Here is a 14333-nt window from a genome sequence, read left to right as displayed (position 1 = left end):
GATCTTTCCTGTATGATGAGAAGGTATTGATCTACAGGTAAATCTAGAATCTAGTGATTGGAGCCCTATAGATATGTATCAGAATTTAGAAGAGTGCATCCTTGACTTGGAAAGGCACGGACATTTGGTCCGTATTCGGGAAGAAGTAGATCCCTATCTAGAAATGGCCGCGATTCACTTGAAGGTGTACGAAGCGGGCGGACCAGCATTGCTGTTTGAAAATGTAAAAGGCTCAAAATTTCGCGCGGTATCCAATCTATTTGGCACAATCGAGCGCAGCAAGTTTATTTTCAGAAGCACCTGGCAAGCCGCTGAAAATATCATCGCTATGCGCAATGATCCGATGAAAGCGCTAAAGCAGCCATTTAAAAATATCCAGAACGGCTTTGCTGCTCTGAAAGCATTGCCTGCAAAAAAGTCCACTAGCATGCCGGTAACTGCACAGGAAATCAGCATAACCGACTTGCCACTCATCCAAAGCTGGCCGATGGATGGCGGAGCTTTTGTTACGCTGCCCCAAATCTATTCGGAAGATCCGGACAAGCCTGGAATCATGAATTCCAATTTGGGTATGTACCGTGTGCAGTTGACTGGTAATGAGTATGAAGTAAACAAAGAAATTGGCTTGCACTATCAAATCCATCGTGGGATCGGTGTCCACCAAGCCAAAGCGACCAAAATGGGTATGCCGCTGAAAGTAAGTTGTTTCGTTGGCGGGCCGCCTGCACATACTTTATCGGCTGTTATGCCGTTGCCAGAAGGCTTGAGCGAAATTACTTTTGCGGGTTTGCTTTCTGGGCGCCGTTTTCACTACAGCTATATCGATGGTTACTGCATAAGCAATGATGCGGATTTTGTCATCACAGGAGATATTTATCCTGGCGATACGAAACCAGAAGGACCGTTCGGTGACCATCTGGGTTATTACAGTCTGATCCATCCATTCCCTGTGATGAAGGTAAGGAAAGTGTACGCCAAGCCGAATGCCATTTGGCCATTCACGGTTGTAGGCCGTCCGCCACAAGAAGATACATCGTTCGGTCAGTTGATTCACGAGTTAACGGGTGATGCGATCAAACAAGAAATCCCCGGTGTTAAAGAAGTTCACGCGGTAGATGCAGCCGGTGTACATCCGCTGCTGTTTGCCATCGGAAGCGAGCGCTATACGCCATATCAACAAGCCAAACAGCCGACGGAGATGCTCACCATTGCCAACCGCATTTTAGGGACGGGACAATTGAGCTTAGCCAAGTATTTATTCATTACCGCCGAAGAAAACCGACCGTTGACCACACATGATGAAGTTGATTTTATGACCTATATTTTGGAAAGAATTGATCTGCATCGCGATGTTCATTTTTATACGAACACGACCATTGACACGCTGGATTATTCGGGAACGGGCTTAAACAGCGGCAGTAAGGTTGTCCTCGCAGCTTACGGCGATCAAAAACGAGAGCTGTGCAAAGAGGTGCCGGATGAGCTGAAGGATTTGCGAGAGTTTGAGAATGCCCGCCTGATTATGCCAGGAGTGGTGTCGATCCAGGGGCCTGCTTTTACCGATTATGCAAACGCTCAGCAGCAATTACAGAATCTGTGTGACGCGATTCAAGCAAGAGGGCCGATCCCGTCTTGCCCGATGATTATCCTTTGTGACGACAGTACCTTTATGAGCGCGTCGCTACAAAACTTCCTGTGGGCAACCTTCACACGAAGCAATCCATCCCACGACATTTATGGCGTGAACAGCTACTACGAGAATAAGCATTGGGGTTGCGATAATTTGATTATTGATGCCCGAACCAAGCCCCATCAAGCACCGCCATTGGTACCAGATCCAACTGTCGAGAAAAATATCGAACGACTGTTTGTCAAAGGTGCGAGCTTGGGAGGAATCCTGTAAGCATCGCCTAAAAGTAGAGGTCCGTAACCTTTCGTTGCGGACCTTTTTCAGTGCGCCCAGCATGGGCGATAACTCTAGGGTGTAAGTCCCGAACGGGGGTTGGCTGTACCAACCGTTAGCTCAAGGCAAGGGTGTCTACCGTGAGGTGGAATCTGGAGGAAGCCAGCGGCAAAGTCCCGACCTGAGGTACACGAATCCAATTTGAGGCTGTTGTATTCGGGCGAGTCTGCTGAACAAGACGAAGCCCTATACAGCCAAGGAATACAGCAGTAAACTTGGGCAGGTACATGGGATGAAAGTTATCGCTCTTACCTGGGGAGGTCTGCATGAAGTGCCTTCAAATGTTGGTAACCGTCTCCGTAAGGAGTCGCTGAACATGCAGAAGTCAGCAGAAGCCATAGTACCCAAGTAAAGGACGCTTGAACGGGGAAGGGCTGAACATTAAGTCAACACATCCGCTAATCACTTTCGTGATCAAACTGTGAAGCAGAATTCCGTAAGGAACTACTCTTGGAGAATAAGGGTGAAGCCCTGAGGGTACAAGAGAGGGCTGAGTATTGACCGACAAGACTAGAAGGATGCGTGCGAAGGAAAGGGTATCGTCATGGAGTTGTTGGAGAAAGTCCTATCACGGGAAAATCTATTAGTGGCGCTCGAAAGAGTGGAAAGAAACAAAGGATCGGCGGGAATCGACAGTGTTTCAACCGAACAACTGCGCGATTATATCCGTGAACACTGGTTAACCATTAAAGAACAGATTATGAAAGGAACCTATAAACCTTCCCCTGTCCGCAGAGTCGAAATCCCGAAAACTGACGGAGGGGTAAGGTTATTAGGTATTCCTACCGTGATAGATCGCTTAATCCAACAAGCCATTCTCCAAGTTCTTACTCCCATATTCGATCCCCACTTTTCAGAATCCAGTTTCGGATTCCGACCGAATCGCAGTGCGCATGACGCTATGAGACAAGCACAATCTTATATTTCCGAAGGATATCGCTTTGTCGTAGATATGGACTTAGAGAAATTCTTCGACCGGGTAAATCACGATATTTTAATGAGTCGGGTTGCCCGAAAAGTAAAAGACAAAGCTTTGTTGAAACTTATTCGCGCATACTTACAAGCAGGCATCATGATCAATGGAGTCTGCCTCTCGGCAGTAGAAGGCACACCACAAGGTGGCCCGCTTAGTCCGTTATTGGCGAACATCCTGCTTGACGACTTGGATAAAGAGCTGGAAAAGAGAGGACATCGCTTTTGTAGATACGCAGACGATAGCAACATCTACGTGAAAACAAAGCGGGCGGGAGAACGGGTAAAAGAGAGTATCCAAAACTACTTGGAGAAGGTACTTAAGCTAAAAGTAAATGAGCAGAAAAGTGCAGTGGATCGACCTTGGAAACGTAAGTTCCTCGGTTTCAGTTTCACTAACGCAAAGCAAGCAAGGATTCGGCTTCATCCAAAATCACTTCTGAAGTTGAAAGAGAAAATCCGCTTCATCACAAATCCGGTATGGAGCATCTCTATGGATGAAAGGATTCGGAAGCTAAACCAGTATCTCATGGGATGGGTTGGATATTTCGCCCTTGCAGATGCAAAGAAAATTCTACAATCCATCGAAGAATGGATACGGCGCAGACTCCGACTTTGCTTGTGGTCTCAGTGGAAGCGAATAAAAACCCGATATCGAGAACTTCGTTCTCTGGGTTTATCACACGTCCAAGCAATAGAAATTGCAAACACCCGAAAGGGTGCGTGGCGTTCCACAAAGACTCCTCAAATACACAAAGCCCTCGGAGTTGCATACTGGCAACAACAAGGGCTGAAAAGTTTAGTACAACGATATTCTGTTCTTCGTCAAGCTTGATGAACCGCCGTATACCGGACGGTACGTACGGTGGTGTGAGAGGACGGGAGTTAGTCACTCCCTCCTACTCGATTGTAATGGTACGATTTGGATGGAGGTTTCACCAAAAAATGGTTAGAGGGGTACGGAATGTTTTTCATGAAGCGAAAGCAGTCTTCGAGGATTTATTTCCTCATGAGTTGGATTATTGCAGTAGCCTTGCTTGTCACATGGTCACCCGCAGTCACCTTGGCATCCGAAGAAATAGAAGAGTCGATACCGGTTGAACTAAAAATAAGTCCAGAAAAAGACAGGTATTCTCCCGGAACGAAGATACAGATGGAGGCAGTTACGAAAAAAGAGGGAAAATCATTCGAAGCGAAAATCGTGATTAAGGCAAAAATGGATAAAGAGCAGACCATAACCATTGAGCCCGAGACGAAAATAAAAGGAAAGAATTATGTGTCAAAGGCAACATTTACACCGGAGGACATCATCGGCGACAAAACGGGAAGTTTGAGTATCGAGTTTGAGATCATGATGAGCGATACGGATAAAGTATGGGTTGGAAGAGCAAATAAGGGGATCCGTGTAGACAACATGCCAGGAACGGTGCCTGTTGTAGATTCAGAATTTTTTATTTATCCTGAACAAACACTTAAAGTTGGTGAAAAAATAAAGTTCACTGTACATACTCCGTATAAGGGAATGATTCGCGAAGAAGCGAAGTTTTTATTTTTCTCGTTTAATTCAGTAGATTCGACTCAAAAGGTAGAAAAAGTAAGAACCACACTTGATCGCAAGAAGGGGATGTACGTGTACGTAACAACAGGTTACTTTACCCCACGTAAAGAGGGAACCTATACCCCTTTCTTTTTCTTGGAAATGTATGATAAAGAAAAAGATGAGGAGATAAGTGGAAGTGGAGTGGTAAAGTTTGACGTGATCGCGAATCCCAAAATCGAAGCTTCTCTTAGCCCAGAAACCGCAACAATCAAATTTGGTGATGAAATTTACTTGCTGCTAACCTATCAAGCAACCGGAATGGATTCAGCAAAATTTAGCAGAGAGTATAATTATGCTGTGGCCGAAATCACTGAAGAATATGACGAAGAAAATAAAACGTACAAAGTACTGCTAAAGTTCAAGCCGGAGCAAAAAAAGACACATAAGTTTGAGGCAACTGTGAAAAACATCGAAACGGATACAAAGGCAACTGCAAAAACGACAATCTATGTCAAATAGGTTATAAAGAGAGGATGGCTCCCAGTTTTAACCGGGGTCATCTTTTTCATTGCAGTCGAATCGAACTGATAATTGCAAAAATTGCACGATTGATGGGGAAAGGAATCGTTCTTTACCACCGAGAAAGCGTTTTCTATAATGAATCTCAAGCAAGGACACAGCTTTTTATGGAAAGGAGAAAGGAATGGTCTTTTTAACCACACGTTCCCATGCATTACTGAAGGTGATACTCGACAGCTACTATCCGCTGAAAATTAAGGACGTCGCGCGCGATTTCCAGGTAAGCGAACGCACCGTCAAGTACGATCTGGATAACGTTAGGCAATGGTTAAAGGAACGAAATGTCATCCTCCATTCTCAACCGAATAAAGGGCTGTGGATCACGGAAGAACAAGAGCATCGAAATGTTTTGAAGGAAAATTTGCAAAGGGATGACAGCAAAACACTCATTCTGCCGCAAAAGGATCGGGTCAAGCATTTTTTGTTCATTCTTCTGCTGTCGGAAGGGTATCAGCGAATGAACGATTTGGCGGACCATATGGGTGTTAGTCGCAATACCGTCGTTGCCGATGTGAAGGACGCGGAAAAGCTGCTCGATGGCTGGCGTCTCGAGCTCGTCACGAAACAAAGGTATGGTGTGCGCGTAGACGGGAGTGAGCGGCACAAGCGGTATGCCCTCGAAAACTTGATTCACGATCTGTTGGACGGAATCGACATGTATCGGATGGTACAGGGGATGTTTTTAGAAAATGGACAAGAAGCGAGAACGGGTCCGTTATTGGAGAAGTGGCTGATCAGCCGTGCAGAATTAGGGGAGATTATTTACAGTATCAAAGCATGGATGAATGCTACTGCGGAGACGCTGGCAGACCGAGCACTGATTAGTTTACTGATTCGCTTATGCATTGTCGTCCATCGTGTACAGCGGGGCCAATTGGTCACGGCAGATGATGCCGAGCTGGGGGAAGCGAGGCATTGGAGTGGGTACGAGCTGTTCTCACACGAGGTTCGAGCATTATGTCAGCGATTGCACGTCGATATTCCCGAACACGAGATTGCGTATGCGTGCCTTCCGCTGTTAGGGACCGAACAGGTGCCAAGAGAGGCGCGGGCAGGGAGGATTGTTTTGGACGTTTTCCAGGCAACCAAAGAACTGACGGAAGCGGTTAGTAACCGGATGCTGGCACCGTTGCACGAGGATCAGGAGCTGATGAGACTGCTTTTTGCTCACCTGGATGACAGTTTGAACCGTTATCGCCAGGGAGTTCTTTTTGCGAATCCACTGACAGAGGAAATTCGCCGTTCATACGCACGCATGTTTGATGCAGTCAAACGCTCCTGCGAAGAAGTGTTTTGGCAGCGCGGGGTCTATTGGCTCGATGCAGACATTGCTTACTTTGTCCTGCATTTCCAAGCGGGATATGATCGCTGGCTGGAGCAGAAAAAGGCAGATGCGCTCGTCGTTTGCGGAACAGGCAGAGGGACTTCTCGGTTTTTGAAAACGTACCTCGAAAGCGAATTGCGTTCACTTCGGGTCGTAGGCCTGTGTTCCAGCACAGAGGTAGAGAAGTATTTGGCGAGTCGTCGCGTGGATGTCATCATCAGTGTTCTGCCGATCAAAGCCGAGGTGCCTGTTGTGATTGTCAGTCCCCTTCCAACGCGCCAAGATATCAACCAGATTCAGAATTGTCTGGAAGCCTTGCAAGTGGAGGGAGGAAATCGACAACAGACTGTGAATGCTCGCAAGGAAGCTTGGTTTCCCACGATGACTGCTGATCTCAATCCGTCAGATTTGCCAGTGGTGGAGAGGTTGTCTCAGGATGTCATCTGCAAAGGGTATGAGATCAGTCAAAAAATCGTGACTGCTTTTCGTGAGTACGTAACGGAACAGACGGCAAGCGGACTGACGCTGCATCTACTGCTGATGGTGAATCGATTAGCTTTTGGCTCACCCTATCAGGAGGAGTGGGAATCGTTGGCTGAGGCAGAATCAAAAGAATGGAAGGCATGGCGTGAAAAGCTGAACCAATTGATGGCTGAGGCAAACCTCCAAGTTCCGTCTAGTGAAGTGACAGCCATCATGCGCTATTTTTCAGGAAAGGGGACGGTAGAGAGTGAAAGTGGATCTACTCATACGTAACGGACGGGTCATTGATCCTTCCCAGAACCTGAACGGGCACTACGATCTTGCCATTCGGGAAGGGCGAATCGTTGGGTTGTATGAGAAAGGGAAGACAACCGACGATCAAGGGGTGTATCTGGAAAGCAAGGAGACGATCGAGGCCGAGGGATATGTAGTAACGCCCGGTTTGATCGATCTACACGCTCACGTTTTTCCGACAAAGACGAGTTTGGGCGTAGCCGCGGATCGGGTCGGGGTCGAGCAAGGAGTGACAACCGTAGTAGATGCTGGCAGTGTCGGGCTATGGTCGTTTGATGCTTTTCTTGAAGAAGCAGTGCACCCTTCCGTTACTCGTGTTCTGGCATTTCTGAACATTTCAGGGGATGGCTTGTGTACAGGTGGTGGGGAGCTCGCAGACATGTCGCGGTTAACCCCGAGAGAAGCGGTAGCCCTTATCAGAAAACAGCCGATAATACGAGGAATAAAAGCCCGCATGAGCAGTTCTGTCGTCAAGCAAAACGGGCTTCAACCCTTGCTCGTAGCCAAGGAAGCGGCGAGGGAAGCGGGCGTACCCTTGATGGTGCACATTGGAAACGCTCCGCCAAAACTCACGGAAATATTGCCTCTGCTAGACCGAGGAGATGTGGTGACACATGCGTTTCATGGGAAAAAAGGAGGGATGTTCGACGAACGAGGCGAGTTGATTCCAGAGGCACAAGACGCATTGGAGCGGGGAGTCTTACTCGACATCGGGCACGGCGAAGCGAGCTTTAGCTTCCAAACATTGCGTCATGCGCAGGCCCAGGGTATTACGCCACATGTCATTAGCACGGATGTTCACCAGCGCAATATCGATGGTCCTGTGCACAGCTTGACGCACACACTCACGAAGTTTCTCGCAATGGGCTACGCGCTCGATGAGGTGATAGAGGAGAGTACGTATGCGCCCGCACGAATTCTCGGACTGGAAAACGAGATCGGGACGTTGAAAGTAGGGGCATGCGCGGACGTATCCATTTTGCAGCTCAAAAAAGAGCGGACAATTTTGACGGACAGTGAACAAGAAACGATGGAGACAATGCAAAGAGTGGTGGCTTATCAAGCAATTACTACAGGAAAGGTACTGACATGCAAATGATTGATGACATTCTCAAGGAACTGGCTGAGACAAAACCGGAAAATATATCTGAAATTTCTGAATGTAAACGAATTCTCCAGAAAATTGAGGAGGAGTTTCGCTTCATGGAGATTCATATACCGCGAGATCGCTGGTTGGCCATCGGTGCTCATGTACTGGCATTTGTGCGTCGGATGGCAAACGGTGAAAGGCTACCCGTAATTGAAGCGGAGTTATTCGCTGAAATTCATCCTGATATGGTTATGCTCTCGCACAAAGTCCTCGCGGAAGAAAAGGGTCCGTGGCAGGTAGATGATACAGAAGCGTTTCTATTAGCAGTTCATTTTGAAGCGATCCGTGCTATGCAGATGGGGCCAACTTAAAACATTGCTGTGAATATAGGGAGGTTTTGCATATGTCTAAGGTAAAAATCGTGATTGGTGATCGTCTCGGAAAAGGACAGAACATCGCAAAAGGAATCGAAGCTGCTGGTGGAACCGCGATCGTCATTCCAGGTGTTGGTGCGGATATGAAGGTAGGAGATGTCATGGTCAGTGAGAGTGCAGATCTCGGGCTGTCCTTTTGCGGAAGTGGTGGGGCTGGGGCACTGACTGCCAAGACAAAGTATGGTTTTCCGGTCGAGTACGGCTTGCGCTCAGTAGACGCTGGTATTACTGCCTTGCGTAGCGGCAACAAAGTGATTGGCTTTGGCTTCATGGATACAGAAGAGCTGGGCAGACGCATGGTAGAAGAATACATCAAGCTGGGAGGGAAGTAATCCATGTACACGGAGACGACGCAGACCTTGCGATTATCCGGTAGTGGCGATACGAAAGAAGGAGCCTTCAACAAGATTTTTTCCCAAATCAAGCATGTAGTGGCCAGACAAACGAATGATTTGGTCGTGCGAATCGAACCTGTAGGGGTTTCCATTGTGTCTGCGACAGAAACAGTGAGGTATGATCGATTTTTGGGTTTGTTTTTCCCCCGCAAACGGACGCGGTATGACATCACCGTAGACATTCAAGTGAGGCTGGGTCTGGTCCAGGTAGAAAAAATAACGTTTCAGCAACAGACCGAGCCAACTGCAGGTATGGGGCAGTTGGTTCGTCAGCGATAGAAGCAGACAGGGGGTAGGTTCATGGTTACTTTGATGATTGTATTGAAGTCGATCGTCATCGGGGCATTGGTCGGCTTCGGTGTTGGTGCGGGGGCAGCGAGGATGTTCCATGCACCCAATGTTCAGGGGATGGGAGCATTCCGGACTTTTGGAGAGCTGAACGCATGTGCGGGCGATCCCATTTCCCACTTTTCATTTGGTCTTGGCTTTTTGTTTAACGCATGGGCGTCTGTTGTTGGTGCTGGTGCATTGACGCAAGATGTCGATCATCGCGTCATCCCGAACTGGGCGGCGGCATTGTTGCTCTGGCGCAACAAGAATGTCGCAGAAACGTTGCACAATCCGAAACAAATGGCGATTGCCGGAGCAGCAGTCGGTGTCGTTGTGGTCACCGTGTTGAACTCCACTGCAACGGCAATTCCCGAATCGATGCAGCTCGTAGCGACGAAGGTACTGGTCCCGGCTGCGAACTGGTTGATCAACCCGATTATGCCGATTGTGTTCTGGATGGCGGCGATGGATGCAGGCAAACGGACGGGGATTTGGGGAACGGTCTTAGGTGGTTTGTCGCACTTGGTCATGGGGAATGCAGTGCCTGGAATCGTCTTGGGTATTTTGATCGGTAAAGGTTTGGATGACAGTGGTTGGAACAAAATTACCAAATTCATGTTTATTGCAGTCATTCTCTTGTTTGTATTCAGTGGCTTCTTCCGCGGTTTTGATGTCGCGCTCTTGAAGAGTATGTACGTGGAAATTCCACAGTGGTTGATAGGGCTACACGAAACATTCGGATCGGTGGTGAAAAAGTAATGGGTGAATTGCAGGCAAAAGGGTTTTGGTATTCAGAATGGGCATTTCCCCTCTTTGTGGCGTGCTTGGCTTCAGGAATCTTTGCGGGTACTCATCTTTACTATGTGTATCATGTCGGGGCCTTTAACGATATCGCCATCGTTGCGATGCTCGAGGCGGGGATCAAGGGTGGCGGATATGGTGCGGCTGCCGCGTTTGGTGCGAGCTTTTTGTTTGCTCGTATTTTGGAGGGACCGTTGGTTGGGATTCTCGATATTGGAGGCTCGTTGCAAACAGGTATTGGGATTGGCGTTCCAGCGTTGATGCTGGGAGCGGGCTTTACAGCTCCGTTGACTTCTTTTCCTTTGGCGCTCGCGACAGGTGCGCTCTTGGGCTTTATCATTGGTACCGTGATTATTTTGATTCGGAAGTATACGATCAACGCATCGAACTCCACCTTTGGTGCTGATGTCATGATGGGAGCCGGAAACGCAGCAGGTCGTTACTTAGGTCCATTGATCATCATTTCTGCGATTATGGCTTCGATTCCAGTTGGACTCGGTGCAACAGTTGGAGCAGCGATTTTCTACTATTACAACAAACCAATTGCGGGTGGTGCGATTATCGGGGCCATGATCCTCGGCGCCATTTTCCCGATCCCGACACAATGAGGGAAGAGGGAAGAGCGAAGCGTTTTTACAGGAGGGATGGGCAAACCATGGGATTCTATCAGCAGCTAGGGTTGAAGCAAGTCATTAACGCAAGCGGTAAGATGACGGCGTTGGGTGCGAGTGCCGTCCATCCTTCTATCGCACAGGCCATGGGAGAGGCCGCCATGGATTATGTGGAAATCAGCGAGCTGATGATTGTGGCAGGTCGTCATATCGCTGAGGCGACCGGGGCAGAAGACGGTTGTCCTACCTCTGGAGCAGCTGCGGGCATTGCCATTAGTGTAGCGGCAGTCATAGCTGGTTGCCATCTGAGCTTGATCGAGCGGCTTCCTTTTTCCGAAGGGATGAATAACAAGATCATCATCCAAAAAGGACACGCGGTGCATTTCGGTGCTTCTGTTCAACAGATGATTGCACTGGGCGGAGGGAAAGTCGTAGAGGTCGGGCATGCCAATCACGTAGAAGCAGACCATTTGCGAGAAGCCATTGATGATCAGACCGCAGCACTGCTCTATGTCAAATCTCACCATGCGATTCAAAAAGGGATGCAGTCGTTAGACACGATGATTCAACTCGGTCGGGAGTTTGGACTTCCTGTCATTGTAGACGCAGCGGCGGAGGAGGATTTGCGGCGCTACGTGGCGATGGGGGCCGATCTCGTCATCTACAGTGGCGGAAAAGCCATCGGCGGACCCACGTCTGGGTTTATCGCAGGTCGTGCCGATCTGGTTGCCGCATGTCGCGCGCAATACAAAGGCGTTGGTCGTGCGATGAAGGTAGGAAAGGAAGCCATTGCAGGTTTACTTGCAGCGCTTGGACAGTACGATCCCGAAAAGCAAAATGTTACCGAGCAGCGCAGGCGAGTGGAGTGGCTGGCAGGAGAACTGAACAGCTTGCCCGGTGTGAAAGCAGGGATCGCACAGGATGAGGCAGGCAGGGAGATCTATCGTGTGCAAGTTCAGCTTGACGAACGAGTGACGGGAATGACGGCTCGCGAGCTTACACGACAACTGGAGCAAGGAAATCCAGCTATTTTTACCCGTAACCATTATGTCAATACGGGTGTGATCGCCTTTGATCCACGACCGTTTCATGAAGGGCAAGAACACATCATTGCAGAACGAATGAAGGAACTGCTGCAAAAACAGGGAGAAGGAGAATAACAAAAGTGGGCACACAAAAAATTCGTTTAAACGTTTTGGCACGGGATGTAGAAAACGCAAAACAAATATGTGCCGTGGCTGATGGCTGCGCTCTGATCGGGATACTGGTCAAAGGATTTGCGTCCGTAGAAGCAGCAATAACCGCTGTTGAACAATACCAGCAAGCAGGTGTACCCGTATCTATAGGACTGGGTGCAGGTGATCCTACGCAATGGAAAAAGGTCGCTGAAGTCGCGGTGCAGACTCAACCGGATCATGTCAATCAGGTATTTCCGGCAGCAGGCTATACGCTCGGGGGGCTACAGGCAGTCGGCAACTCACATACCATCGTGAATGCATTGATTGCCCCCGGTGGGCAACTAGGAAAGGTTCAAGTCACAACGGGACCAATGAGCAACAAAGTGGCAGAATTGCTCTCTTGCGATGCAGCCGCCGCGATGCTGGCGGAGATTGGCGTACACTCGGTCAAATTTTATCCAGTCGACGGATTGGAAAGGCTGAATGAAATCAAGGCGATGGCAGAAGCAGCCGTACGTTACGGGATTCCCGTTTTTGAGCCGACTGGCGGGATCGATGCTGCTTCGATTCGGCCGATTGTGGAGGTATGCCTCGCAGCTGGTGCCAAGCAGGTCATTCCACACATTTATACATCGATCGTTGACAAGGAAACGGGATTGACTCGTTTGGATCAGGTAGAAGAACTGCTAACGGCTATAGAAGGCCTGTAGGTATTTTACGAGAAAGGGATAGGAGTGAATCAGATGAGAGAGAGACAGGTCATCGTCCAGTTGGCACAGGGATTACACGCGCGTCCGGCTAGTTTGTTTGTGAAAGTAGCAGCATCTTTTTTCAGTGAAATCGGATTGAACAAGGAGGAGAAGAAGGTGAATGCCAAGAGTATCATCGGCGTCATGTCCCTCGCTGTTTCGAAAGGACAATCGGTCGTCTTGACTGCGGATGGTGCCGATGCAGAACAGGCGTTGGATGCTTTGGAGCGCGTTTTGGTAAGTGTGGAGTAAAGGGGAACGACAATAGGTAATGCAATCAGCGTCAGTGTAAGACTTTATTAGGTCTTACACTGACGCTTTTTCTTTAATTGGATCAGACTAAAACATTGTTATCATCAGGGATTTCGTCTCACTCTAACCTCAACCACCGTAGAAAATGGTTACTTCTAGGTTCCTACTGTACTAAAAAGTGCGTTCTTTTCTTTGGTGAGGCTATACCACATAATGAGTCTCAAGATGATCATCACCTTTGAAGAAGACGATTGTATCGTTCAAAGGATGTCGTCGATACGAAATATACTCACTTCTTTAGGAGGAATTCATATATGAAGAACATTTTGCAAAAGAAACAACTCGGTTTTGGTACGGCTCCGCTGGGCAATATGTTCCGCAACATCCCGGAAGAAGAAGCACTGGCTACCGTCGATGCTGCTTGGGAGAATGGCGTCCGTTACTTAGATTCTGCCCCATTCTATGGAGCAGGCTTGGCTGAGCTTCGCCTGGGGGAAGCCCTCGCGAAACGTCCGCGTGACGAGTATGTGTTAAGTACGAAAGTTGGGCGTATCATCCTGGATGAACTGGAAGATCCAACCTTGCGTGACTTGGGTGAAAAAGGCGGACTGTTTGAATATGGTCGCAAAAATAAAATCCACGTGGACTACAGTGAAGACGGTACGCTTCGCTCGATCGAGGACAGCCTGAAACGGTTGCAGACCGATCGCCTGGACATCGTCTACGTGCATGATATCGCACAGGACTTCTATGGCGACGAGTGGCTCTCTCACTTTGAAAGTGCGCGAAAAGGTGCCTTTCGTGCCCTGACTCGTTTGCGTGAGGAAGGTGTGATTACATCGTGGGGCCTCGGGGTAAACCGTGTAGAGCCAATCGAGATCGCGATGGCATTGGATGAAGTACAGCCGGATGCCTTCTTGATGGCTGGTCGCTACTCCCTGTTGGATCATGACCGAGCTTTGCAACGCGTGATGCCAAACGCCGCAAAAATGAATGCCAAGATTATTGCTGGAGGGCCGTACAGCTCAGGTGTATTGGCCGGAGGTACCCACTTCGAGTATCAGAAAGCATCGCCTGAAATCATGGCAAAAGTCGATCGCATCAAAGCGATTGCCAATCGTCACAACATTAGCGTCAAGGCTGCTGCGCTGCAATTTGTGCTTGCGAATCCAGCGGTTGCTGCCGTCATCCCTGGTGCGAGTCGCCCGGATCGAATCACGGAGGACGTAGCTGCGATGAACGAAGTGATTCCTGCAGCCTTCTGGCAAGAAATGCGTGAACAGAAACTGGTGGCGCAAGACGCTCCACTTCCAATCTAACGATAAAAGGGGTAATCAA

At 48.7% G+C, this 14333-nt stretch carries 14 protein-coding genes; all 14 read left to right on the top strand.

The genetic code is table 11. The features are described from left to right. Positions 1-73 precede the first annotated feature (73 nt). The 14 genes from ACUUHJ_RS16965 to ACUUHJ_RS16900 all read left to right on the top strand — a co-directional run bounded on the left by ACUUHJ_RS16965 (position 74) and on the right by ACUUHJ_RS16900 (position 14314). Positions 74-1903 carry a UbiD family decarboxylase gene (locus ACUUHJ_RS16965; protein WP_472299442.1) on the top strand — a complete coding sequence of 610 codons (1830 nt, stop codon included), beginning with the start codon at positions 74-76 and terminating at the stop codon, positions 1901-1903. Positions 1904-2507: 604 nt separating this feature from the next. Next, complete coding sequence (gene ltrA / locus ACUUHJ_RS16960; protein ID WP_106834678.1) at positions 2508-3770, top strand: group II intron reverse transcriptase/maturase; 1263 nt, start codon at positions 2508-2510, stop codon at positions 3768-3770. A 174-nt stretch (positions 3771-3944) separates the two neighbouring features. After that, positions 3945-4994: a hypothetical protein gene (locus ACUUHJ_RS16955; protein WP_472299441.1), complete on the top strand. Its 1050-nt coding sequence runs from the start codon at positions 3945-3947 to the stop codon at positions 4992-4994. Positions 4995-5178: 184 nt separating this feature from the next. Next, entirely contained in the window at positions 5179-7134 is a 1956-nt protein-coding gene (locus tag ACUUHJ_RS16950) for a BglG family transcription antiterminator (protein ID WP_289673141.1), read from the top strand. Beyond that, entirely contained in the window at positions 7109-8254 is a 1146-nt protein-coding gene (locus tag ACUUHJ_RS16945) for an amidohydrolase/deacetylase family metallohydrolase (protein ID WP_472299440.1), read from the top strand. Before ACUUHJ_RS16950 ends, ACUUHJ_RS16945 begins: the two co-directional genes overlap by 26 nt. Further along, positions 8245-8616 (top strand): hypothetical protein, encoded by a 372-nt coding sequence (locus tag ACUUHJ_RS16940; protein WP_289673137.1) that lies wholly within the window; start codon positions 8245-8247, stop codon positions 8614-8616. The genes ACUUHJ_RS16945 and ACUUHJ_RS16940 overlap by 10 nt, the downstream gene beginning before the upstream one ends. Positions 8617-8648: 32 nt before the next feature. Beyond that, entirely contained in the window at positions 8649-9011 is a 363-nt protein-coding gene (locus ACUUHJ_RS16935) for a glycine-rich SFCGS family protein (RefSeq protein WP_016743569.1), read from the top strand. 3 nt (positions 9012-9014) lie between these two features. Beyond that, the gene (locus tag ACUUHJ_RS16930; RefSeq protein WP_472299439.1) at positions 9015-9353 is read left to right on the top strand and encodes a DUF4312 family protein; all 339 of its coding nucleotides are present in this window, start codon (positions 9015-9017) and stop codon (positions 9351-9353) included. Positions 9354-9374: 21 nt separating this feature from the next. Further along, positions 9375-10163, top strand: coding sequence for a DUF4311 domain-containing protein (locus ACUUHJ_RS16925; protein ID WP_472299438.1), 789 nt, complete (start codon positions 9375-9377; stop codon positions 10161-10163). After that, positions 10163-10813, top strand: coding sequence for a DUF4310 family protein (locus tag ACUUHJ_RS16920; RefSeq protein WP_172142457.1), 651 nt, complete (start codon positions 10163-10165; stop codon positions 10811-10813). Before ACUUHJ_RS16925 ends, ACUUHJ_RS16920 begins: the two co-directional genes overlap by 1 nt. 47 nt (positions 10814-10860) lie before the next feature. After that, a complete protein-coding gene (locus ACUUHJ_RS16915; RefSeq protein WP_289673129.1) occupies positions 10861-11976 on the top strand; it encodes a DgaE family pyridoxal phosphate-dependent ammonia lyase in 1116 nt (371 codons plus the stop codon). Positions 11977-11981: 5 nt separating this feature from the next. Next, a complete protein-coding gene (locus ACUUHJ_RS16910; RefSeq protein WP_472299437.1) occupies positions 11982-12704 on the top strand; it encodes a KDGP aldolase in 723 nt (240 codons plus the stop codon). A 33-nt stretch (positions 12705-12737) separates the two neighbouring features. After that, the gene (locus ACUUHJ_RS16905; RefSeq protein ID WP_472299436.1) at positions 12738-12995 is read left to right on the top strand and encodes an HPr family phosphocarrier protein; all 258 of its coding nucleotides are present in this window, start codon (positions 12738-12740) and stop codon (positions 12993-12995) included. A gap of 314 nt (positions 12996-13309) precedes the next feature. Continuing rightward, complete coding sequence (locus ACUUHJ_RS16900; protein ID WP_472299435.1) at positions 13310-14314, top strand: aldo/keto reductase; 1005 nt, start codon at positions 13310-13312, stop codon at positions 14312-14314. The last annotated feature ends 19 nt before the right edge of the window (positions 14315-14333 follow it).

This window comes from Brevibacillus schisleri (assembly GCF_055685845.1).
This window is presented reverse-complemented; position numbering and strand designations above follow the sequence as displayed.

Bases quoted from the DNA above. Each gene is read 5' to 3' on its own strand.
- ACUUHJ_RS16920 (WP_172142457.1), top strand. From the start codon at position 10,163: ATGGGTGAATTGCAGGCAAAAGGGTTTTGGTATTCAGAATGGGCATTT.
- ACUUHJ_RS16905 (WP_472299436.1), top strand. From the start codon at position 12,738: ATGAGAGAGAGACAGGTCATCGTCCAGTTGGCACAGGGATTACACGCG.
- ACUUHJ_RS16930 (WP_472299439.1), top strand. From the start codon at position 9,015: ATGTACACGGAGACGACGCAGACCTTGCGATTATCCGGTAGTGGCGAT.
- ACUUHJ_RS16955 (WP_472299441.1), top strand. From the start codon at position 3,945: ATGAGTTGGATTATTGCAGTAGCCTTGCTTGTCACATGGTCACCCGCA.
- ltrA (WP_106834678.1), top strand. From the start codon at position 2,508: ATGGAGTTGTTGGAGAAAGTCCTATCACGGGAAAATCTATTAGTGGCG.
- ACUUHJ_RS16915 (WP_289673129.1), top strand. From the start codon at position 10,861: ATGGGATTCTATCAGCAGCTAGGGTTGAAGCAAGTCATTAACGCAAGC.
- ACUUHJ_RS16925 (WP_472299438.1), top strand. From the start codon at position 9,375: ATGGTTACTTTGATGATTGTATTGAAGTCGATCGTCATCGGGGCATTG.
- ACUUHJ_RS16935 (WP_016743569.1), top strand. From the start codon at position 8,649: ATGTCTAAGGTAAAAATCGTGATTGGTGATCGTCTCGGAAAAGGACAG.
- ACUUHJ_RS16965 (WP_472299442.1), top strand. From the start codon at position 74: ATGTATCAGAATTTAGAAGAGTGCATCCTTGACTTGGAAAGGCACGGA.
- ACUUHJ_RS16900 (WP_472299435.1), top strand. From the start codon at position 13,310: ATGAAGAACATTTTGCAAAAGAAACAACTCGGTTTTGGTACGGCTCCG.
- ACUUHJ_RS16940 (WP_289673137.1), top strand. From the start codon at position 8,245: ATGCAAATGATTGATGACATTCTCAAGGAACTGGCTGAGACAAAACCG.
- ACUUHJ_RS16950 (WP_289673141.1), top strand. From the start codon at position 5,179: ATGGTCTTTTTAACCACACGTTCCCATGCATTACTGAAGGTGATACTC.